A 22897-nucleotide genomic window follows, 5' to 3' on the forward strand; every position below is an offset into this window, starting at 1 on the left:
CCTTGAGGTCGGATGGGTGCAGCGGGTAAGAATTTCGCTGCCGTATCGGGGATCAGAAGTTTTCAAGTTGAGTTGTGAAACGCGCCTTGGCTTTTTTGGGGACGCGGCCTTCAAGGAAATCTTCGGGAACCGCGACGTCACCCACCGCAATGGTCATCACCATGCCCATCGCGTAATGGGGTTTGCAGATCACGCCATAGACGCCTTCGGTATCCAGCGTGACTTCGATTTCCTCGTTGATCTTGCCCTTGAAGGGCTCGGCACCATCAGGAAGCATGCCTTTGGCTGTTTCAGCGTTGTGGCCCTTGTCCGATGCGATGAACTTGATCGTGTCGCCCGGAGCAGCCTGGATGAACGCGGGTTCGAACACCATGCGTTCGCCATCACTGCCTTTGTTTAGCATTTGCACCTCGAAGGTTTCCGCGAAGGCGGCACCAGCCAGCAGGGTGGCCAGTGCAACGCTGGTTGTAAGCGTGCGGATCATCGAATTGTCCTTTCCTGAATGATCTCTTGGGCCTGACTCTATTGATTTCTGCGATCTGCAATTTGCGCTGGCGCAAGGTTTGCTGCGTTTTCGGGAAACGCTGACCGTTACGATCTGGTTTTGCGGCTGTGATTGTGCCAAATCAGGTAAGCCATGATGGAAGCAGCCAAGAAAATATTGCCGCGGCTTGATGAAAGCCTGCTGACGCATTTGCCACCCTTCTCAAAACTGGATCGTCGGCAAATCCGAACGATTTTGGATCAGGCCAGTTCGCGCCGCTATGAAGCGGGCGCGCACATCTTTGAAGAAGAGGACCCGGCCGATCGTTTCTTCATGTTGCTGGATGGCTACGTCCGGGTGGTGCGGGTTACGCAGACCGGTGAACAGGTCACCGCGTTGCATATCCCCGCTGGTCAACTTTTGGGAATTGCAAAGGCGATCGGGCGCGAGACTTATCCGGCCACGGCGGTCACGGCGACAGAGTCCATTGCGCTGAGCTGGCCCACCAGACTGTGGGATACTTTCGTCACCGAATACGACGGCTTCGCCACTGAAACCTACAAGACGGTTGGCCACCGTGTAGGAGAAATGAACACCCGTATTGTGGAGCTTGCGACGCAACAGGTGGAACAGCGCGTAGCTAACGCGCTGTTGCGTCTTATCAATCAGACCGGTCGCAAGGTGGAGGATGGGATTGAGATTGACTTTCCCATCACCCGACAGGATCTCTCGGAACTTACAGCGACCACCTTGCATACGGTCAGCCGATTGCTGAGCGCATGGGAAAAGCAGGGAATCGTTGAAAGCAAACGTAAGCGCATCAAAGTATGCGATCCCCACGCGCTGGTCGAGCTCAGCCAGGGCTAGCCGCCCGGTCAGGCACAGTTGGAAATTGCGCTCTTCAGCTCTTCCAAAAAGGCCGTTTCATCCAGATCGTATTCCAGACAGGCGTCTGAGATGGTGTGAAACGGGTTCACAAGACATCCGACACATAACATTCCATGTTTTAGGAAAACACGAATTGTCTGCGGCCATCGCGTCATAAGATCCGCAAGCGTCAGGTCTGGATCGTCAATGTTCGGGCAAGGCATTGGGGTTCCTCTCACCCTCGACTTTAGGCTTGGAACCGTTCCAAACGTTGCGCTGGCGCAAACAGTGCCTTCTTCGCTCGGGCTAGCAATAGGCATCCCGATCTGAAGGAGGCCGACGCATGGCTGAAATCTTAACCAAATCGCGGGCGCGAAACATCTTCTACGGGGGCTCGATCTTTTTCGTCGTGATCTTCGTGGCGATGACCGTCCACAGCCACCGCTACGTGGTTAATACGTCAACCGCAGGCATGGAACTCAGCGAAGAGGTCGTTCTGGGCAAACATGTCTGGGAACGCCATTCCTGCATCAACTGCCACAGCCTGCACGGCGAAGGCGCCTATTTCGCCCCTGAGCTGGGCAATGTCATGACCCGCTGGGACGTCATGGATTCGCCCGAGGACGCCTATGAAATCCTCGATGGCTGGATGAAGGCGCAGCCCTCGGGCGTCGAGGGCCGCCGCCAGATGCCCTATTTCGATCTGACCGAAGAAGAGATGCGCGGCCTTGCCGAGTTCCTTCGCTGGGCGGATCAGACCGACACGCAGGGCTGGCCGCCCAACGACGCTGGCTAAGCGGCACGAAGGAGAAATCACATGAAATACCAATCTCAAAAAGTGGCGTATTACTATTTTCTGGCTGCAATAGCCCTATTCGGCATTCAGGTGCTGGGCGGGCTTCTGGCTGGCTGGGTCTATGTCTCGCCGAACTTCCTATCCGAACTTCTGCCGTTCAACATCATCCGCATGATCCACACCAACGCGCTGATCGTCTGGCTGCTGCTCGGCTTTTTCGGGGCGGCGTATTTCCTCATACCCGAGGAATCCGAGCGCGAGATCTACTCGGTCAAGCTGGCCTATCTGCAACTCATCATCCTGCTGGTGGGGACGCTGGGTGCGGTCGGCTCATATCTGGTCGGCATCCACGGCGGACGAGAGTTTCTTGAACAACCCCTGTGGGTCAAGTTCGGCATCCTCGTCGCGGCGCTGATCTTTCTGTTCAACGTCTCAATGACCGTTCTGGCGGGCAAGAAAACGGCGATCACCAATGTGCTGCTGATGGGCCTGTGGCTGCTGTCGCTGCTCTGGGTGTTTGCGTTCATCAACCCGGACAACCTCAGCCTGGACAAAATGTACTGGTGGTTCGTCGTGCACCTGTGGGTCGAAGCGACCTGGGAACTGGTGATGGCCGCCATCCTCGCCTTCCTGCTGCTCAAGCTGACAGGCGTGGACCGTGAAGTGGTGGAAAAATGGCTCTATGTCATCGTCGCCACCGCGCTGTTCTCCGGCATTCTCGGCACCGGGCACCATTTCTACTGGATCGGTCTGCCGGGCTACTGGCAGTGGATCGGCTCGATCTTCTCGACCTTCGAGGTGATCCCCTTCTTCCTGATGATGAGCTTTGCCTTCGTCATGGTCTGGAAGGGCCGCAAGAACCACCCGAACAAGGCGGCGCTTCTGTGGTCGCTGGGGTCTTCGACCGTGGCCTTTTTCGGCGCCGGTGTCTGGGGCTTCCTGCACACTCTGCACGGGGTGAACTTCTACAGCCACGGCACGCAGATCACCGCAGCCCACGGTCACCTTGCCTTTTATGGGGCCTATGTGGCGCTGAACCTGGCGGTCTTCACCTACGCGATGCCGATGCTGCGGGGCCGCGCGCCCTACAATCAAGTGCTGAATATGGCCTCGTTCTGGCTGATGACCGGCGGCATGGCGTTCATGACCTTCGTGCTGACTTTCGCGGGCACCATCCAGACCCATATGCAGCGGGTGGTCGGCGACTACTACATGGATGTGCAGGACGCCCTGTCCGTCTTCTACCTGATGCGGTTCGGCGCCGGTGCCGCCGTGGTGATCGGTGCGCTTCTGTTCATCTACTCGATGCTGGTCGTGCGCAAGCAAGAGATCATCACGCCCGGCTCGGTCAGCTCGGTTCCTGGAGAGTAAATCATGAACATGCAAACCCCTCCAACCCTGCCGTTCTATCAGCCTGTCGCGCGTGAATGCGAGCTGTTCGAGACGGCCTATGACAATGGGTTGCCCCTTCTTTTGAAGGGGCCGACCGGCTGCGGAAAAACACGCTTTGTCGAACATATGGCGGCCAAGATGGGCAAACCGCTTTATACCGTTGCCTGCCATGATGATCTGTCGGCGGCCGACCTGATCGGGCGCTACCTGCTCAAAGGCGGGGAAACCGTCTGGGTCGACGGCCCGCTCACCTGCGCAGTACGCGAAGGTGGCATCTGTTACCTTGATGAGGTGGTCGAGGCCCGCAAGGACGTGACCGTGGTGTTGCACCCGCTCACCGACACGCGCCGCACGCTGATGATCGACCGCACCGGCGAGGAACTGGTGGCGCCTCCGGGCTTCATGCTCGTGGCCTCTTATAACCCCGGTTATCAGAACGTGTTGAAGCGGCTGAAACCCTCGACCCGGCAGCGGTTCCTGTCGATCTCGTTCGACTTCCCCAACGAAGAGACCGAGATCGCCGTCGTGGCCCGCGAAAGTCGTCTTGAACCGGGCCGTGTCGCGCCTCTGGTCCGTCTGGGCGGTCATATCCGGGCGCTGTCGGGTATGGACCTCGAAGAGGGCGTCTCGACCCGTCTGCTGATCTATGCCGCCACGCTGATGGCCGGGGGCATGGGGGTCAGCCAGGCGATTGAGGCTGCCATCGTCGAACCCCTGACTGACGAGACCGACATGCAGCAGGCGCTGCGCGATCTGGTTGCCACCATTTACGGATAAGCGTCATGCGACTTCTCGATCTCATGGAACCCGAAGAAACCGTTGGCAATCTCTGGCACGAGATGGCCAGCGGGATCGCGGTGCATGTCAGCTATCCCGAGGCTGGTATCTCCCTTGCCTCGGTCCAGCCCAGCCTTGCGGTCCTGTTCCGTGCGCTGGGCGGAGCGCCCGGCGTGGAACTGGCCGAGGCCGCCGCGACGCTGGTGCGTCACCGCCGACCCGTCCGCCGCAATCTGGGGGCCGAGCGGGACCGGGAATGGGTGGCCGGTTACGACGGCGAACGCCTGTCGCTGCCTCCGGTCATCGCCGCCTTCCCGGAGTCACGCTTAAATCGCGCCGCTTATTTCTGGCTGACCGCGCTGGCGGCGGTCAGTGATATGGCCAATTTCGATCTGGAAGGTGACGGCCCCGCCATGGACGGGGCGCAAATTCGCGCCAACGCCGTGACCGCCGACCGGGTCTATGCCCGCTGCCCGGGCCTGCGCCAAGACTACGCCCGAATGGCAGAACACTGTGCCGCCACACGTCCCGACGTGATGCGCCCGACACCCGAGGCACAGATCGAAACCGCGATCCGCGATCAGCTCTGCGGTGCGACACCGGTGATCGGGGTCGAAACCGCCCCGCGCGGCTATAAACCCTTTGCCCCGGTGCCGATCTGGCTGCGCTTTGCCCGCCCCGGATCGGGTGCGGCGGCAACCGAAGAACAGGCTGATCCTGCGGCCCCTCCGCCCAATGCGGCGCTGACCAGCCGGAAACTGGGCCACCGCAGGGATCAGGACCAGCAGAACCGGAAGGATAGCTTCATCATCCACCGCTTTGAATCGATCCTGTCATGGGTCGAGTCGATGAATATCAACCGCAGCGTCGATGACGACGATGACGAGAACGCCCAGAAAGCGGCCGAGGATCAGGACGAGATCATTCTGTCGAAACAGCACCGCAAGGCGGCCACGCGCCTGCGCCTGCATCTTGATCTTTCCCCCGCCGATGCCGATCACGAGGCTCTGGCCGGTGAGCATACCTATCCCGAATGGAACCATCGTTCACGATCTTACATGGAAGGTCATTGCCGTGTGCTGGATGCACCGGCTCAACCGGATGCCTCACAGCCGTTCGTTCCGAACCAACGCCGCGTCCGCGAGGTGCGCCGACAGTTTGAGGCACTGCGTCCCCGCCGCATTCTACAGCCAAGGCAGGTCGATGGGTCAGAGCTGGATCTGGACGCGTTGCTGACCACGCGTGCCGATCTTGCCGCGACGGGACGCGGTTCAGACCGTATCTGGCAAGCGGCCCGTCAAATCGAGCGTGACCTGTCCGTCGCTTTCCTGATCGACAGCTCGCGATCAACCGAGGCGGCCATCGGTGATACCTCGGTGATCGAAGTTGCGCGCGAAGCCATGAGCGCATTGGCGGCGGGCATTGATGCCGCAGGTGATCGGTTGGGCATCTGGGGGTTTTCCTCGTTGCGGCGTGACAGGGTTTTCCTGACCCGTTGCAAAACCTTCGACGCCCCGATGAGCGCAGAAATCACGGCAAATATCGGCGCGCTAACGCCCGGGCACTACACGAGATTGGGGGCTGCGATCCGTCACGTCAGTGCCCAGCTGGCCGAGGAGCCGTCGGCTCATAAGTTACTGATCGTGCTGACCGACGGTAAGCCAAACGATCTGGACCATTACGAAGGTCAGCACGGGATCGAAGACAGTCATATGGCCGTTCGCGAAGCACGCCGTGCCGGTCTGAGCTTGCACGGTGTTGTCATCGACGAAGACGGACAGGATTGGTTTGCGCGCATCTTCGGGCGTGGCGGATTTACTCTGTTGCCCTCACCCGAGCGCCTGACGCGCGCCTTACCCGATATCTACCGCACTCTGACGAAGGAGACCTGACATGCGTATTGCAGCTATATTCCTGACACTTGTCGCCGCCCCAGCCTGGTCCGATGGGTTCGACCGTCCCATCCCACAACCACAATCTTCGACAGCAGAGTTCTGGTTTGCCATCGGCAGCATCGCCTTGATCATCGCGCTGATTGCAGTGCAACGGCTGGTCGCGCGCAGATGAACCGACAAGGCTGGTCCACCATACATATAACGCTGGCCTTGTATCCGTTCGGTGCAGGGGCTGCGGCGGTGAATGTGTTCTTTGCCTCGCTGATTTTCAGCTGGCTGGGAGTTCCGGTCATTTCAACCGGGTGGTCCATCGTATTGGGCTGTCTTATTGGCCTGCCTGCAACCTGGTATTTTGCACGCCACATCCGGCACCTGATGGATGTCGCGGATGGTCTCAATAAGAATTAGGAGACACCTCATGGCACAAACGTCGTCGGAGCAAATGCGAGCCTGGAACGGACCAGCGTTGCTCAGCTTTGGGTTTCGCCCATTTTTTCTGTTAAGTGCGGTCTGGGCCGTGTTTTCCATGCTGCTATGGATCGCGACGTTATCGGGTGCGCTTGATCTGCCTACGCGGTTTGATCCGGTTTCCTGGCACGCTCACGCATTCCTGTTTGGGTACCTAAATGCCGTTCTGGCAGGTTTTTTGTTGACGGCTGTGCCGAACTGGACCGGAAGACTTCCACTGGTTGGCTGGCCCCTTTTTGGGCTGGTTGCTCTCTGGATCGCAGGTCGGGTCGCATTACTTTTTTCTGCGCACCTGCCGCCGTGGGCGGATGCCTTGGTCGATTTGTCTTTCACCGTTGTACTAGGGTACGTCGTTCTGAGAGAGATCGTGGCAGGTAAAAACTGGCGTAACCTGATCATCTTGGGACTGCTAGCGGCGTTCACCATAGCCAATGCGCTGTTCCATATCGAAGCGGCAACCGGCGAATTTGCAGCTCAGGGGGCAGGGCTGCGTTTGGGGTTGGCAACGGCGGTGATGATGATCGCTGTCATTGGAGGCCGAATTATCCCATCGTTTACCCGCAACTGGATGGTTCAACACAATTGCCAGTCTTTGCCCGTGCCACCCATGCAGCGGTTCGATAAATTTCTGCTTTTGCTGACGATTGCAGGTCTTTTGATTTGGGTTATTGCGCCTGAACTTACTTTGTCTGCATTACTGCTGTGTACCCTTGGCGCTCTGCATCTGGTGCGCTTGCTGCGTTGGAAAGGTTATCACACGGCTACTGAGCCCCTGGTTTGGGTGCTGCACATTTCTTACGCATTCATTCCTGCCGGGGCTTTGGTGTTGGGTATGGCCATTTTGAAAGGTGATGGGATAGCCGCGGTTCAACACTTGTGGATGGTGGGCGGCATCGGGGGGATGACTTTAGCAGTCATGACCCGCGCTACCCTTGGACATACCGGGCAACCTCTGCATGCCAATCTGCTGACTGTCATTGTCTATTGCTCGCTCTTTGGTGCTGTCATCGCTCGGTTCGGTGCGGATAGCTTTTCAGTTTTGACAGAAGTTTCCGGGTTGCTCTGGCTACTGTCTTTTGGCGGATTTCTCTGGGGATATGGTCCTCTCTTGCTGCGGCCAAGACAGGCGAAGGTGTAAATCACACCAATTTGAGTGCCCCAGACTTTGCGGTCTTGTCTGGCGTGGAATTATTAACGTGATAAAAAAGGGTGAGGGAAACGAAGCAGTCAGTGTGAACATTTGACGGAAAGTTCCGGGGGTAGTTGGAACAACCGTTCAGTGATCATCAAACGCACTGGAAGCGAACGAACGGAATGAAGGCGGATGGCATTCAGGCTGGTATCCTGCGATGGGGGCGGGATCAGAGGATATCTAACATGTTTGATCTTGCAGGGTCTGCAGGAGGAAACTCAGTTTCTGGAAAAGGCCGATGGGTTTGCAGGAACGTCGACCGGTGGTTTGATAGCGGTCGCTTTGGCGGATGGCAGATCTCAGGGAAAAGACCTGACCGCATTGATCACGGATCTTGCATCGCATTATCGTGACGATGCGGATACGATTTTCAGAGAGAATGAGCGTAGTCTGGTAGACAAAGCGCTCGATGAAGTACTTCGAAAATTCAAATTCGGCGGTGGCCCGGGAATTACAGCTGCGCAGTATAATTCGACCGGTTTGGCTGAGATCGGCGAGACCCTTGTCGGTGATCGGACCGTTGGATCAATTTCTTCGGATCTGGTGATGGCCATCAATACAGTGTGCCTGCATCGCAGTGACCAAGCCGGCTGGGCGCCATTTACAGTCACCAACCAGGATCTGGGCAATGGATCATGGCTGGATATGAGCGCGGTCAAATTGCTTGACGTTGCATTGGCAAGCTCGGCGGCCCCGACATATTTTCCACCGCACCTGATAACGGCGGATGGGGTTGATTACGGGTACTTCGCTGATGGCGGTACCTTTGCGAACAATCCGGTGCTGAATGGGATCAACATAGCGATAGCTGCAGATCGGGCTGAGGGTCTTGAGCAAATCGAGGCGTTGTCGATCGGAACCGGTCAGCAGCCTACGGATATCTCGGAAGAGATGATCAAGGACCCTGACGATTGGGGTCTGCTAAAGTGGTTTGGGATAACCTCGAACGCACCGCGCGGTGCGCTGATTGAATTGTTGCTGACAACATCGGCAGAGAACCAGTACTGGATGGCGCGACTGGTGCTGAAAGATCGGTTGGTGCGCCTGAACCCACCGTTGCCCAAGGTTGTAGGGCTGTCGACACACAAGCCCGCCGCCTATGATCTGATGGATGAAGCCTATCAGTCTATCAAAGAATCCGAAGATTGGATGCGCGCGGTGCAGATGCTTCGTGGATGGTAGTCCTATTGAGAGACTTCGGGACATCGATTGGGGATACTAGAACACACCCCGCTTTGTTTTTGTGGCACTTTCCAGAAAATGCGAAGTGTTTGTTGCGATTGCGGCTAAACCATAAAGGTTAACGCCCAAGTCTTATTTGTTCATACGCGAAGGGGAGGCATATGGACGATCCCAACATTGCCGAGAAATTGGTCGAAGTTCTACAGCGCAGCGATGGCGACACTTCGTTGCGCCCCGTTCACACATTTGGTGTCAGCGCCACAGGATTTTTTGAACCGTCACCGATCGCGGGCAACTTCTGTATTGCAGAGCATTTCAAAGCAGAAAAAACAAACGTAATCGTTCGGTTTTCAAACGGTTCGGGCAGCGCAACGATACGAGACGGCTGGTCTGATGTACGGGGGATGGCGGTACGTTTCCATCTGTCTGACGGGAGCGACACCGACCTTATCGCAATGACCTTGCCGGAGTTTTTTGCCCCTACGCCCGAGGCGTTTCTGGAATTTGCTTTAGAGGCAGCCCCGGCGCCATATGAGGGGCAATCACCGTGGAAGAAAATTCTGGAACTGCTGCACCTGAGATTGCCCGAACGTGATCCATATCCGGGTGAAACCATCAGCCCCGATGCAGGAGCTATCCGTTTTGCGGACAAGAATGCCTATGCGCAGCTTGGCGTGCTACAGGCCGCAACCATTGGCGCACCGGTGAGTTATGTGCGTGCGGCATATCACGCGGTCCACACCTTCGTGGTTACTGATCCTGACAACACGCGCCGCTGGGTGCGGTTTAGCTGGCAGCCGATTGCGGGCGTTCTCAGAACCGATCCCAACAAAACGCCGGTCGATGATTACCTCAAGCAAGAACTTATGGACCGCATTGCTAACGAACCGGCTCGTTTTTCACTGATGATGACAATTGGCGAAGTAGGCGATGACTTCAATGACTCGTCACGACCTTGGCCACCGCATCGGCAAAGGGTGATGATGGGAACGCTCACGCTCGACGCCATACCCGAGAACCAGGAGGAGCAGTGCGAAAAGCTCAGCTTCAATCCGGGCCTCCTTACTGATGGTATAGAGGCGTCAGATGATCCGGTGCTGCATATCCGCAAGGAATCCTACAAGATTTCAAGCAAGTGGCGGAACGGATCACCATGCCCATTTTCGCGGAGTTAATGCCATGACAAGCCGGAACGGATGGTTCAATCGCTATGTCAACAGTTTGCCCGAGCGAGGATGGTTTAATTTCCTCTCCCGCTACGTGGTCGTGCCCTACTGGATCTGGAAAGAGCCGAAGCCAAAGCTGCCGGGTGGCCCCCGCCCGTCACCGCAGCCCAGCGAAAATGTTCAGAGGATGATGAACCTCATCATGCCGCTGAAGGATCCGTCACCGGCAGGGCGGGCGCGGGCAACGTTGGCGATTGCCCAGAATGTCGATGAGATTTTTGCCGGTCTCGATAATGTTGGTACGGTGCACTTTGCGCGCTTTTTGCTGATCGGAAACAACATCTGCATGATATCTGTCTATGATGGCGATTTCAGCAATTACATCCGGGATTTCATCACAACGATAGGCAGTGTCTTCAACGATGTTATGTCGTTGGTCGAAGGCGGTGGTGAGCTTATGCCGACCGAGCACAACGTTGAGAAGTTCATCGATTGGGTGCATGAGCATGATCTGTTTCAAGCGCCTGACTTCCCAACAGATTTGTTCGGTCTGCAAGACGCAGCCAAAGGGCTAGTTCCCAATGATCCGCCGCACATGATTGGCTCGCTACCGCGCGATCTGATCCTGCAGTTGCATGCAAATCCCAACATTTCACTGGGTGGCGGTTACCGCGCTTATCCCGGTGTTTCTGCCGCTCAAGTACGCAGCAAATTCGGAGTGGGCTGGTGAACAAGGCTTTCGATCTCGGCGATATTCAGGGAAACATCCTGCGTGGCTATCGCCGCAACTTTGTAAGACATCTCATTCTTGAGGTTAATGATCTGGCAGCGGCAAGAAGTTTTCTGGCTGCTTCGGTTGATGGGAACAACCCGGATGTTCCGGCGATCACACGGGACACGACCTGGCGCCAGAAGCCTGCGGTTTGTTTCAATATCGGTGTGACATTTGAAGGCTTGCGTGCGCTGGGCACGCCATCAGAGCATCTGGATACATTCCCGACTGAATTCCGTCAGGGTATGGCGAAACGCGCCATGAAGATTGGTGATTTCGGGGAGAGTGCCCCCGAAAACTGGCCTGCGCCCTTCGATACTCCGGATCGTGTGCACATCATTGCCTCGATACACGCGGATACCGAAGAACCTTTGGATGAGGTTCAGGCACAGGTGGCAGGTGCATTCGATGTTCTGGGCGTGCGCAACGGGCGAAACCTGCCTGAAGGCAAGGTGTTCTTTGGCTATGTTGACGGCATCTCGCAGCCACGCTTCAAACATGTCATCGATCCGGATCAGCTAGGTGTGGATGAACCCATCGATCCACTTGGTACGGCGTTGCTGGGCTATCCCACACGTCAGGAAGGGGTAACGTTTCGGGTCCCTACGCCCCATGAGTTGGGGTTCAATGGGTCGTTCAACGCCTTCCGCATTCTCGCGCAGGATGTTGTGGGTTTCGAAGCTTATCTGGATCAGGCCGCCACCGAGTTGATGGAGCATCCTGAAGCAACGCAACTGGCTGATCCTGAAAATCTGGACCGGATTGGCGAGGGGTTGGATCTGCATGGCGCATTGCGTGAGGTCGTTGCCGCACAGATGTGCGGTAGATGGCGCAATGGTGTGCCCTACGAGTTGTCCCCAGATGCGCAATTCCCCGAAGAGCCGGTCTCACTAACCAATTTCGACTACACGCGCAATTCTCGTTGCCCGGCCGGTTCTCACTTGCGACGCGGTAACCCTCGTGGCGGGCCCATCGTGCAGCGCATTGCCAATTATACCAGGCGGCTCGTGCGGCGCGGGATGTCATACGGTCCGGATTTCGATCCTCAGCAACCGGACAGTCATGAGCGCGGACTGCTTGGCAGCTTCATCGGAGCCAATATAGGTGCGCAGTTCGAAGCGGTTATGTGCGACTGGATCAATCTTGGTCTTCATGATCCGACCATCACCGGATCCAATGATCCACTGTTGGGTGCCAACACAGCTGAAACCAGCTGGTTCGATATGAGATTGCCGGATGGTGACACGATCCGCATTCGCGGCATTCCCCGCCTGATCACGTCGCGGGGCGGAGCCTATACGTTCCTGCCAAGCATTGCTGCGATCAAGTACCTGTCAGAGTTGACTAATTAGGCGCTTAGGAAAAGCTCATTCAACGCGGTATCGATCCGTGTGAGCATCGGCGACTGGCCCGCGGTTTCCACGACCAGACGGGCCCGCTGCAGGTGCTCCACGGCCAAGGGCCTTTTCTTTTTTGCCTTGTAAAGCAGGCCCATGATCATGTCGCAGCGTGCGATATAATGACCGCCACTGTCGAATTGCGGATTCTTGCGAATGTGTTCGATCATGGCGATCATTTCTTTTTCACCAAAGATCATGACCCGAAGGATCGAGCGCAGATTTCTGAACAAGACGCCAAGCGATCCTCCACCTTCACCCGTGAGAATGGCCAGATGCATTTCACATAGGAAGAGGCGGCCCCAGTCTGCAGCGGTTTGGGTACCATCTTCGTCGCGCTGGCGAATAACATCTTTGATCTGGCGTAGCCCCTCGGCAATCTGACCATTCAGAGCGTAGGCGACACCCAGCATGGTTGCTGGGCCGTTGGTGAATAATGCCCAGCCTTTGGCATCGCATGTGCTGATATGTTGTTTGACCGTCTCAAGGGCACCCGGTTTGCCCAAGGGTATCATCGAACTGACCCGCGCAACTTCGGCGATGGCCAACTCAAATTCGACCTGTGACTGGCGTCGTGCTTCTTCTGCCATTTTTAGTGCAAGCTCATGGTCGTCAGTGACCATCGCAATCAGGGCTTTCATCGCGGTGCCGTAACCAAGCGAGCGTGGATCGTTCTTGGCCTTGCCAACGGCGATCATTCGATCCGAATTGGCATGTGCCGCAGCGACCCGACCACGATTGAGTTCATTCCAACCGATGGTCGCCAGGAAGAAGTTCTGAATATAGGCGTCTTCAATCTTTTCCAGATAGCTTTCGATTTCGGCGATCTTGGCGTTGAACAGATCGTTTTCAATCGGTGCAAAGTAGATGGACACCGATAGTTCATTAACCATGGCATACGCTCGGGAGGCCGGGTCACCAAGTCGTTCAGCCATTGCGGTCAGCTCTTGCTGAACACCATGTGCCTTGCGGAATTTTCCATTGCAGACGAGACAGGAAACGTAGTGATGCAGGAAAAGGGCGTGATGGCTGCTGTCTCCAGCTTCTTCGAGGATCGGCCGAACATTATCAGCTAGTTCGATCAGTTTGAGCACACGCATCGAAATATTCGAGCACAAGGCAAAATCTGCAAGAAACTCCACAAATTGCTCATTCGTGGCGCAGCCCGGATCGCTTTGATAAAGTTCGAGCGCAGAAACAAAGTACTTGTTGGCTTCGTCAAGGGAGTAGATGCCCAAGCTCTTTACACCTGCTAAAGTGCTGTACTTGAAGGCCTGATCCGTTCGATCTGTGAGCCCATAGTGATGGGCAAGGGTTTCAGCAACTTCCTGAAGTCGGTTCGAGTTTCTCAACTCCAACATATCCGCGATGGCCAGATGCAGTGCCGACCGGCGAGTTGATACGAGGCTTTGGTACACCGAGTCTCGCAGCAGGACATGTTTGAAAATATAGTCGGAAGAGTTGGTTTCCCGATAAAGAACGTCTAGAGCTTGCAGCCTTTGTAGCGCTGCCCCTACGTCGCCGGGCTTTTCAACCAGTTGAGACAACAGGCCAGGATCAAACCTCCGTCCAATGACAGCAGCCGCTTGCAACAACTCTCGGTCTTCTGGTTTGAGGTGTTCCATTCTGGCGGCGAGCAGGCCACGCATACTTACGGGCAGTTCATTCTCACCTTTGCCAACTTCGAAATAGGCTCGTCCTGCATCAACTCTCAGGGTGCCTTCATCTAGCAGGAAACCTAGTAGCTCCTCTCCAAATAGAGGGTTTCCTCCAGCACGTTCTGTCAATTGAGAAGCCAGATCGTCCGGCAATGTGTCTACCCCGAGCCGCGTCTGGGCCAGATAGGTAATATCGTCAGACGGTAACGGGCCGAGCGAAATCGTTGTCACACCGGCTTGCGCATTCCAACCCGGAGTATATTCCGGGCGCCGTGTCTGGATGATCAGCAGGTTATTCTGTTGACCACTTTCAACCAGATTTCGAACAAGCTCTTCTGAAGCGGAATCGATCCAATGTGCATCTTCAATCAGCAGGATCACTTTGCCATGCGCACATTTTGCCTTCATCAAAGCTGGCAGCAGTTCGCGCGTGCGCAGACCGATCAAAACTCCATCAAGCCCGTCAAGAGCACCTGCGGGAGGTTTCAGGCCCAGCAAGTTGAGCAGTAAGCCCAAGTTTTCAGCCGAGTGTAAATCCGCGGCGGTCAGTCCCTTTTCCAGCTTACGAGCTACTTCTGTCGGGTCATCAGCCTCGCGGATTTTGAACGCACTGCGCATGATTTCCAGAAAGGGCAGGAATGGCACCTGCTGACCATCCGCAAAGCAATAGCCGGAAAGAACCGAGGCTTCTTCGGAAGGTACTCTCTTAAGAAATTCGAACACAAGGCGCGTCTTGCCCAAGCCGGGCTCAGCGACCAGATCAATGACGGACAAGGCGTCATCTACATTGGCCAGCGCATCGAATAGCTGGTTCAGTTCCCCAACTCGCCCGACATAGCTGCTGAGCCCACGCGCAATCGAGGCATCAAAGCGTGTTGCATCATTGCTGACCGACTGCAATTGCCAGAGCTTCTGCGGTTTCAGCAAACCTTTGATCTGATGCTCACCGTTGAAGCTCAGATCGGCGACCCATTCGACCAGACGACGTGTCGTATCGCACATCAAGGTACCAGCTGGCGGTGCAAGGTTCTCAATGCGCGCCGCGAGATTGACCGTGCTGCCAACAGCAGTTGTTGGTCCGTCCTCGCCTTGCACAGCGGCCATCAGGACAGTTCCGGAACTGATGCCAACACGCATGCGTGGGCGCACCCCGAATTCTGCTTCCAGATCATCCGCTGCTGTCGCCAGGGCTTTGTGAATCGCCATCGCTGCCCGGCATGCGCGCAGTGCTGCATCTTCAAGTGCTTCTGGGATGCCGAACAGAGCCATGATGCTGTCGCCAGCAAAGTCGCGTACTGTACCGCCGTGCTCCTCAACAGCGTTAGTGAGCGTCTCGTAAGTTAGGCGGACAAAATTGAGGGCCTTCTCTTCGCCAAGTTCGGCAACGATAGCGGTATAACCGACCATGTCCGCGAACAACACGGACACTTGGCGTCTTTCACCAAGGCTAGCTTGCTGTGACACTGGTATGTTCGCAACATCCCCCATCTGAAAAACCTATCTACTACAGCAAAGGTTGTCCCGCCAGACTTACGCAACATCACGTGACCAAGGTTCATTGAACGGCAGCCAAAATGTCACGCATTACACAGCTATGGGTTGATCCGAGTTGCTGATTGCGCAAAGTCGATCTTGTTTTTGAGATCAGGCTGAATAAACAAGTTTCAATCCGGGTCGAGGCCATCTGGTCTTGTAGATCTTGCCTGTGCTTGAAGCGGTAATCCACAGGTCACGCATGTCACTGCCGCCAAAGCACATGTTGGTTGTGAAAAGATCAGGTATTTCAACGTGTTCCGTGGTTCCGTCGAGATTGAATACTGTGATGCCACCGGTGAACAATGTTCCCACGCAAACACGTCCGTCTTCTTCGACCTTAAGACTATCAAGCCACTGGTATCCGGGTAGCGTTTGAACAACATTTCCCGGCATTCCAGGCAAAGGTCCCGGCTTCACTTTACCGGGAGCAGTGATTTCCATCGCCCAGAGACGTCCGTAAACAGTGTCTGATACGTAAACAGTCTTGCCATCTGGGGACAGTCCCACACCGTTTGGCATCGGTATGGTGGCGGCTTTGGTCAGGGATTTTCCGTCGATGGTTGCATAATACAGGCCGCCATATCGCGTCGATTCTTCATCTTGAATGCCCGTGTCAGTGAACCAAAATCCCCCAGACGTGTCGAAAACGATATCGTCCGGAGCGATGAGGCGCTTTCCGTCATACGAATCGTAGAGTTGGGTTACTTCCCCAGTGTCCAGATCCACACGGTGGACTGATCCTCCCTTGTAGTTCGGTCGTATCGGGGCGGGGACCGTAATTTGCTCGGGGCCGTAGGGCACAAAGCTGTAGACGCCACCATTGTTACAAACATACGCGGCGCCATCAGGCCCGATGGCTATGCCATTCGGACCCCCGGGAATTTCAGCAACTACGCTGACTTTGCCATCTTCGCTGAGGCGCAGCAGTGTCTGTTCTTTGATATCGACGAAAAGCAGTGATCCGTCATCCATAGCCACAGGGCCTTCAGGAAATCCCAGCCCGCTGCACATTTCTTCCAGTTTCAATGACATACCGCTCCTCCTCATATCATGCTGACCAATAACACTGTGAGTTCACTGCAGGCCAGATGATTTACTTTTTCGCTGTTAAGAAACGCCGGAACTGGAATCTGGGTCAAGACGGACATCCGGCTACTTCTGCTATCGTGATGTCGAAGTTGCAGGGTGAAAACTCTTCACTGCCAAATGGGGAGCAGGAGGCGAACCAAACCTGACGCTGCAAGCAACTTTCAGGTATGGGTCAGGTGGGGCAACATGCCACGAGCCGTATTTCTTGCAACTCTGTTTCTTTTGGTATACCGCCGCATACAGCAAGCTTCTCCGGGTTCGCCAGTCACTGCTGAGGCCCATCGTTCAAGCTTCATTTAACGCTTATACGTCGGGAAAATCATGAGCCTGTTCACAGACTACCTAAATGAGATTGAAACGCGCAAAGGGCAGGGGCTGCACCCAAAGCCTATCGAAGACGGCGCGCTCACAAAAGAAATCATCTCGCAAATAAAAGATGTTGAAAATGAACACAGGCAAGAATCCCTGAAGTTCTTCGTATACAACACCTTGCCGGGCACAACCAGCGCTGCAGGCGAAAAGGCGGGGTTCCTGAAAGAGATCATTCTGGGCGCGGCAACCGTTGAAGAGATTTCACCGGCTTTTGCCTTTGAGCTTTTGTCGCACATGAAGGGTGGCCCTTCCGTCGACGTCCTTCTTGATCTGGCACTGGGAGATGATCTGGAGATCGCTCAGCAAGCGGCCGAAGTGCTGAAAACACAGGTATTTCTGTATGAAGCAGATACTGACCGCCTGGCGTCTGCCTACGCCGCTGGTAATGCGGTCGCCAAAGAAGTTTTGGAAAGCTACGCCAAGGCCGAGTTCTTTACCAAGCTTCCCGACATCGATGAGGAAATTCAGGTTGTAACATACATTACCGCAGAAGGTGATGTTTCGACCGACCTTCTTTCGCCTGGTAATCAGGCTCACTCCAGATCTGACCGTGAATTGCACGGCAAGTGCATGATCTCCGAAGCGGCTCAGGTCGAAATTCAGGAACTGCAGAAGCAGCACCCAGACAAGCGCGTTATGCTGATCGCGGAAAAGGGGACCATGGGCGTGGGTTCGTCCCGGATGTCGGGCGTGAACAACGTGGCTTTGTGGACTGGTAAGCAGGCAAGCCCCTATGTACCATTCGTCAACATCGCACCGATTGTGGCCGGTACGAACGGTATTTCGCCGATCTTTCTGACAACCGTCGGAGTGACAGGCGGCATTGGGATTGACCTTAAAAACTGGGTCAAGAAACTTGATGCAGACGGTCAGCCAGTCCTGGATGACAATGACGAACCGGTGCTTGAGCAAGCCTACTCGGTTGATAATGGCACTGTGCTGACAATCAACACCAAGACAAAAAAGCTCTATGACGGCGATAAAGAGCTGGTTGACATCTCTTCGTCACTGACCCCGCAAAAAGTCGAGTTCATCAAGGCCGGCGGCTCCTATGCGATCGTGTTTGGTAAAAAGCTTCAGAACTTCGCTGCACAGACACTCGGCGTTGAAACGCCACCTGTCTTTGCTGCGTCCAAAGAGATCTCGCATGAAGGACAAGGCCTGACCGCGGTTGAGAAGATCTTCAACAAGAATGCAGTTGGTGTCGCCGACGGGGCCGTCCTGCATGCCGGGTCGGACGTAAGGGTCAAGGTGAACATCGTCGGTTCGCAAGACACAACCGGCCTGATGACTGCACAAGAGCTTGAGTCCATGGCCGCGACCGTGATCTCACCGACTGTTGACGGTGCGTATCAGTCCGGGTGCCACACCGCCTCTGTCTGGGATTTCAAGGCGCAGGAAAACATCCCAAAGCTCATGAGTTTCATGAACAAGTTCGGCCTGATCACCGCACGGGATCCAAAGGGTGAATACCACGCCATGACGGACGTGATTCACAAAGTCCTCAACGATATCACGGTCGATGACTGGGCAGTTATCATCGGTGGCGACTCTCATACCCGTATGTCCAAAGGCGTAGCATTTGGTGCGGACTCGGGAACCGTTGCACTTGCTTTGGCAACAGGCGAGGCAACGATGCCAATCCCTGAATCCGTGAAGGTTACGTTCAAAGGAACCCTCAGGGATCACATGGACTTCCGTGATGTGGTGCATGCAACGCAGGCTCAGATGCTGAAGCAATTCGGGGACAATGTCTTTCAGGGACGCGTCATCGAGGTTCACATCGGCACGCTGATCGCAGATCAGGCATTCACCTTCACCGACTGGTCGGCTGAGATGAAGGCCAAAGCATCGATCTGTATTTCCGAAAACGAAACGCTGATTGAATCGCTCGAAATCGCCAAGAGCCGAATCCAGATCATGATCGACAAGGGAATGGACAATCAGGCCCAGACTCTGCAGGGCTTGATCGACATCGCCGATAAGCGCATTGCCGAGATTAAATCCGGCTCAAAACCGGCCCTGACCCCTGACTTGAATGCGAACTACTTTGCAGAACTGGTCGTGGATCTGGATCAGGTCGACGAGCCCATGATTGCAGATCCTGACGTCAACAATGAAGACGTCTCCAAGCGGTACACACATGATACGATCCGGCCTGTCTCTTACTACAACGGTGAAAAGAAGGTTGATCTGGGTTTTGTCGGCTCATGCATGGTACATAAAGGTGATTTGAAGATCGTCGCACAGATGCTTCGCAACCTTGAAAAAACGCATGAGAAGATTTCGTTCAATGCTCCGCTGGTTGTTTCGGCCCCGACTTACAACATCATTGATGAGTTGAAGGAAGAGGGCGATTGGGCAGTTCTGCAAAAGTACTCGGGGTTCGAATTCGACGATGCGGCACCCAAAAGCGCAGCTCGGGTCGAATATGAGAACATCCTGTATCTTGAACGTCCGGGATGTAACCTTTGCATGGGTAACCAGGAAAAAGCCGCAAAAGGTGATACCGTTCTTGCCACATCCACGCGCCTGTTCAAGGGCCGGGTTGTTGAGGACTCGGCTGAGAAGAAGGGCGAGTCACTGTTGGCATCAACTCCTGTAGTTGTCCTGTCGGCCATTCTGGGTCGCACCCCGAACATGGATGAATACAAGCGCGCTGTAGATGGAATTGACCTGACAAAATTTGCGCCTCCTCTGCAGAAAACACCGGGTCAGCGTTCGATTCACTACTAACAATCAGAACCACCAGGACTAACAGTTTTGGGGGTTTTCTCTTGGTTTGATCACAAGCAGGGTTTGGGTTTCCGGTCAGAAATCGGTGATCTGCCAGAGCGATCGATCGTGTCCAAAACTATCAGGCTATTGGTGCGCCTTTGCGCCTGACCGGATAATGATGATGAAACCTTGCGATTCCGAATAGCGGGACAAAGCGGCCATCGTACTTACCACCGATGACCGCTGTCTTAATTTTCAGCAGTGAACTCAAGTCAGACAAAGTTACTCGCTGAGCGCGAGATTAGTCCCACTGCGGCATGAACGCTTCTGCGTATCGCGCACCAAATCCTCCCTTTGGAAGGATTTCCGCGATAGCTTTCAAGTCATCAGCATTCAGATCAAGTTCTGCCGCACCGACGTTTTCTGTCAGGCGTTCCTGACTACGTGTACCTGGGATAGGAGCGATGTTGTCGCCTTGTGCCAAAAGCCACGCCAGCGCAAGTTGTGAGACAGATGCGTTTTTCGTTTTGGCGAGCGCTTTGAGTTGTTCGACCGCGTCAACGTTCTTTTCATAGTTGCCAGGCTGCCAACGTGGGTCAAACTTTCGGAAATCGGTCTCTTCATAGTCGCCCGCAGGTTTTGCGTGACCTGTCAGGAACCCGCGCCCTAGTGGCGAATAGGGAACAAAACCAATCCCGAGTTCGTGCAGCACCGGAAACAGTACTTCTACATCCCGAGCAAAGAGAGAATACTCTGTTTGTAATGCTGCGACGGGATGTACAGCATGGGCGCGTCGGAGTGTTTTCTCACCCGCTTCACTTAGCCCGAAATGCAGCACTTTGCCTTCTTTGATGAGATCATCGACGGTGCCTGCAACGTCTTCAATCGGAACATTTGGGTCTGGCCGGTGCTGATAGAGTAGATCAATGCGGTCAGTATCGAGAAAGCGCAGGCTGTTTTCAGTTACCTTGCGAATGTTCTCGGGGGTGCTGTTCAAACCGATGCTCAAACCGCCGTCAGGATCGGGTGAGAATCCGAACTTGGTTGCGATCACGATGTCATCGCGAAACTCTTTGACCGCGCGGCCAATGAATTTTTCATTCTCACCCCAGCCGTACAATTCTGCTGTGTCGAAGAAGGTAACCCCTAAATCATAGGCTTTCTGGACAGCGGCAAGGGCGGACGCCTCATCACTTGTTCCATAGAAAGACGTCACCCCCATCGCACCATAGCCGAGGGCGGATACCTCAAGTCCCTGGCTGCCCAGTTGTCGCTTTTTCATATCAATACTCCATTCTTGATTGATCGTTGTGGAGCATATGGGCATGGAGAAAGGGTCGTCCCTGCCTGATCTTGTGCAATCATTGCCTATTTCTGTCACGATATTGACTGTCCACATAGGAATCGCCTTATTCCTTGCATGAAACAGCTATCCGATCTCAAAGAGCTTGCGTTGAAACATGCAGGCTCATCTGCGATTCCTGACTTGGAAATACATAAGCTGGACCAGCCTACAGAGTTGATCCCACTCATATACGAGCCAAGCGTTTGCCTGATTTTACAAGGCGAAAAACGCACCATCATCGGGGAAAAGGTGCTGGATTACTCGGGTGGCTCTTGCCTGATGATAGCAGCAGAATTGTCGGCGCTCGGACAAGTCATCCACGCATCTGTCAGCGAACCTTTTCTGGCGCTTGCTTTAACGATCAATACAACCAAACTCGCTGACGCGATGCGAAAAGCCCCGGTATCTGAACACTCGGGCAATCAAAGCTTTGGGTTGCAGTCAGCTTCTGAATTGCTGATTGAAACTTGGGGCAGACTGTTGGGTATGCTCGACCGTCCAGATGAAATACAAGCGCTTGGACCTCTGTATGAGCAAGAACTTCTGTACAGGTTTCTCGTTGGACCAATGGGTCCATTCTTACGTCAAATTGGCACAGCAGATTCCGATCTATCCCGCATTCGTCAGACGATGGAATTCATACGCCAACATCATGCCGAACGATTGGAGGTCCGTGAATTGGCTGAATTGGCGGGCATGAGCCTTACGACCTTCCACCGTCGCTTTAAGAAAGTCGCAGGTATCAGCCCACTCCAATATCAAAAGCAGTTCCGGCTGCATGAAGCCAAGCGTTATCTGGTCGCCCGTGAAGGCAACGCTGCGTCGGTGGCTTACCGTGTAGGCTATGAAAGCACGTCCCAATTCAGCCGCGAATATCGACGACTATTTGGATTACCGCCGCTTCAAGATGCTGCTGCGGCACGAGAATTGGCGAAGGTTTGCGCAAGTCAGTAAACTTACCTCCGAAGCAAACAAGTGCTTTGGAGGCGTTTTAAGTCTGCCCTTTTGGCCTGATTAGCGCGAAATATGCGAACTAGATTGCTAGATACTCTTCACGGAGATTGGTGTCCTCAAGCACCTCTTTCGCCGTACCATCAAATACAATGGTCCCGGTATCTAGTATGATCGCACGGTCCGCCAACTCCAAAGCGCGTACGGCGTTTTGCTCAACAATGATCGTGGTCATACCCTGTTGCTTAACGTGAATAAGGGTCTTTTCGATTTCATCGACAATGACAGGAGCCAGTCCCTCATATGGTTCATCCAAGAGTAAGACCTTGATGTCCCTCGCCAAGGCTCTGGCGATTGACAGCATCTGCTGTTCGCCTCCTGACAGTGTAATTCCCTCTTGTTTTCTACGCTCACCCAAACGCGGGAACAGTTCGTAAAGCCGTTCCAGTGACCATCCGATTGGCGGGGCAATCTGAGCAAGCTGCAGGTTTTCTTCAACAGTCAGGCCGGGAATAATTCGCCTGTCTTCCGGTACCAGACCAAGGCCTGCCGCGGCGGCTTCGTAGCTAGTCATGTTGTGTAACGGCTTATGGTCAAGCCAGATTTCACCATGTCTTACTTCAGGCTCTCCAACTCTCGCGATCGAACGAAGTGTTGAGGTTTTACCCGCGCCGTTGCGCCCGAGAAGAGCAAGAATTTCACCTTCGTGCACGTTGAAGCTGACGCCTTGCACGATGTAGCTTTCTCCATAGTAGGAGTGCATATCCCAAACGGAGAGAAACGCAGGGGCCGTGCTGGCCAAATTGGCGTTTTTCGAAAAGTCAGGTTTCTCGTTCATAG

20 protein-coding genes are annotated in these 22897 nt (G+C 54.8%); 14 read left to right on the forward strand and 6 right to left on the reverse strand.

From position 1 onward, the window contains the following. Positions 1 to 52: 52 nt before the first annotated feature. On the reverse strand, positions 53 to 484 hold the full coding sequence (locus ACR0CW_RS15795; protein ID WP_480788538.1) for a pseudoazurin: 432 nt from the start codon (positions 482 to 484) through the stop codon (positions 53 to 55). Between the two features lie 156 nt (positions 485 to 640). Here ACR0CW_RS15795 and ACR0CW_RS15800 point away from each other — a divergent pair, with 156 nt between their 5' ends. After that, positions 641 to 1351 (forward strand): Crp/Fnr family transcriptional regulator, encoded by a 711-nt coding sequence (locus ACR0CW_RS15800; RefSeq protein WP_170335652.1) that lies wholly within the window; start codon positions 641 to 643, stop codon positions 1349 to 1351. Positions 1352 to 1359: 8 nt separating this feature from the next. On the opposite strand, the gene ACR0CW_RS15805 is transcribed toward ACR0CW_RS15800, so the two are convergent. Further along, positions 1360 to 1575: a DUF1858 domain-containing protein gene (locus tag ACR0CW_RS15805; protein ID WP_480788539.1), complete on the reverse strand. Its 216-nt coding sequence runs from the start codon at positions 1573 to 1575 to the stop codon at positions 1360 to 1362. 119 nt (positions 1576 to 1694) lie between these two features. Here ACR0CW_RS15805 and ACR0CW_RS15810 point away from each other — a divergent pair, with 119 nt between their 5' ends. From ACR0CW_RS15810 to ACR0CW_RS15860, 11 genes are all read left to right on the forward strand, one after another. Then, on the forward strand, positions 1695 to 2147 hold the full coding sequence (locus tag ACR0CW_RS15810; RefSeq protein ID WP_155147961.1) for a c-type cytochrome: 453 nt from the start codon (positions 1695 to 1697) through the stop codon (positions 2145 to 2147). Positions 2148 to 2168: 21 nt separating this feature from the next. Next, a complete protein-coding gene (locus ACR0CW_RS15815) occupies positions 2169 to 3518 on the forward strand; it encodes a cbb3-type cytochrome c oxidase subunit I (protein WP_480744372.1) in 1350 nt (449 codons plus the stop codon). Positions 3519 to 3521: 3 nt separating this feature from the next. After that, complete coding sequence (locus tag ACR0CW_RS15820; RefSeq protein WP_480744374.1) at positions 3522 to 4316, forward strand: AAA family ATPase; 795 nt, start codon at positions 3522 to 3524, stop codon at positions 4314 to 4316. A gap of 5 nt (positions 4317 to 4321) precedes the next feature. Next, entirely contained in the window at positions 4322 to 6208 is a 1887-nt protein-coding gene (locus tag ACR0CW_RS15825; RefSeq protein WP_480788540.1) for a nitric oxide reductase activation protein NorD, read from the forward strand. 1 nt (position 6209) lies between these two features. Next, positions 6210 to 6383 (forward strand): protein NnrT, encoded by a 174-nt coding sequence (locus ACR0CW_RS15830; protein ID WP_480788541.1) that lies wholly within the window; start codon positions 6210 to 6212, stop codon positions 6381 to 6383. Beyond that, entirely contained in the window at positions 6380 to 6619 is a 240-nt protein-coding gene (locus ACR0CW_RS15835; RefSeq protein ID WP_155147970.1) for an NnrT protein, read from the forward strand. The genes ACR0CW_RS15830 and ACR0CW_RS15835 overlap by 4 nt, the downstream gene beginning before the upstream one ends. 10 nt (positions 6620 to 6629) lie before the next feature. Next, positions 6630 to 7817: an NnrS family protein gene (locus ACR0CW_RS15840; protein ID WP_480788542.1), complete on the forward strand. Its 1188-nt coding sequence runs from the start codon at positions 6630 to 6632 to the stop codon at positions 7815 to 7817. 186 nt (positions 7818 to 8003) lie between these two features. Then, positions 8004 to 9053, forward strand: coding sequence for a patatin-like phospholipase family protein (locus tag ACR0CW_RS15845; protein WP_155147973.1), 1050 nt, complete (start codon positions 8004 to 8006; stop codon positions 9051 to 9053). Positions 9054 to 9214: 161 nt separating this feature from the next. Beyond that, on the forward strand, positions 9215 to 10228 hold the full coding sequence (locus ACR0CW_RS15850) for a catalase (RefSeq protein WP_480788543.1): 1014 nt from the start codon (positions 9215 to 9217) through the stop codon (positions 10226 to 10228). Positions 10229 to 10232: 4 nt separating this feature from the next. Next, a complete protein-coding gene (locus tag ACR0CW_RS15855; RefSeq protein ID WP_480788544.1) occupies positions 10233 to 10949 on the forward strand; it encodes a hypothetical protein in 717 nt (238 codons plus the stop codon). Further along, the gene (locus tag ACR0CW_RS15860; RefSeq protein ID WP_480788545.1) at positions 10946 to 12343 is read left to right on the forward strand and encodes a Dyp-type peroxidase; all 1398 of its coding nucleotides are present in this window, start codon (positions 10946 to 10948) and stop codon (positions 12341 to 12343) included. The genes ACR0CW_RS15855 and ACR0CW_RS15860 overlap by 4 nt, the downstream gene beginning before the upstream one ends. On the opposite strand, the gene ACR0CW_RS15865 is transcribed toward ACR0CW_RS15860, so the two are convergent. Then, positions 12340 to 15474 carry an ATP-binding protein gene (locus ACR0CW_RS15865; protein WP_480788546.1) on the reverse strand — a complete coding sequence of 1045 codons (3135 nt, stop codon included), beginning with the start codon at positions 15472 to 15474 and terminating at the stop codon, positions 12340 to 12342. The two genes, ACR0CW_RS15860 and ACR0CW_RS15865, sit on opposite strands and share 4 nt — an antisense overlap. 216 nt (positions 15475 to 15690) lie before the next feature. Beyond that, positions 15691 to 16614 (reverse strand): SMP-30/gluconolactonase/LRE family protein, encoded by a 924-nt coding sequence (locus tag ACR0CW_RS15870; RefSeq protein WP_480788547.1) that lies wholly within the window; start codon positions 16612 to 16614, stop codon positions 15691 to 15693. 378 nt (positions 16615 to 16992) lie between these two features. Here ACR0CW_RS15870 and ACR0CW_RS15875 point away from each other — a divergent pair, with 378 nt between their 5' ends. Further along, positions 16993 to 19779 carry a bifunctional aconitate hydratase 2/2-methylisocitrate dehydratase gene (locus ACR0CW_RS15875; protein WP_480788548.1) on the forward strand — a complete coding sequence of 929 codons (2787 nt, stop codon included), beginning with the start codon at positions 16993 to 16995 and terminating at the stop codon, positions 19777 to 19779. Positions 19780 to 20062: 283 nt separating this feature from the next. Here the strand turns inward: ACR0CW_RS15875 and ACR0CW_RS15880 are convergent, their stop codons facing one another. Further along, positions 20063 to 21043, reverse strand: coding sequence for an aldo/keto reductase (locus ACR0CW_RS15880; protein ID WP_480788549.1), 981 nt, complete (start codon positions 21041 to 21043; stop codon positions 20063 to 20065). Between the two features lie 138 nt (positions 21044 to 21181). Between ACR0CW_RS15880 and ACR0CW_RS15885 the strand changes: the two genes are divergently transcribed. Beyond that, positions 21182 to 22060 (forward strand): AraC family transcriptional regulator, encoded by an 879-nt coding sequence (locus tag ACR0CW_RS15885; RefSeq protein WP_480788550.1) that lies wholly within the window; start codon positions 21182 to 21184, stop codon positions 22058 to 22060. Between the two features lie 79 nt (positions 22061 to 22139). On the opposite strand, the gene ACR0CW_RS15890 is transcribed toward ACR0CW_RS15885, so the two are convergent. Beyond that, on the reverse strand, positions 22140 to 22895 hold the full coding sequence (locus ACR0CW_RS15890; RefSeq protein WP_155147989.1) for an ABC transporter ATP-binding protein: 756 nt from the start codon (positions 22893 to 22895) through the stop codon (positions 22140 to 22142). Positions 22896 to 22897: the final 2 nt, after the last annotated feature.

Source organism: Ruegeria sp. CH6, assembly GCF_056537005.1.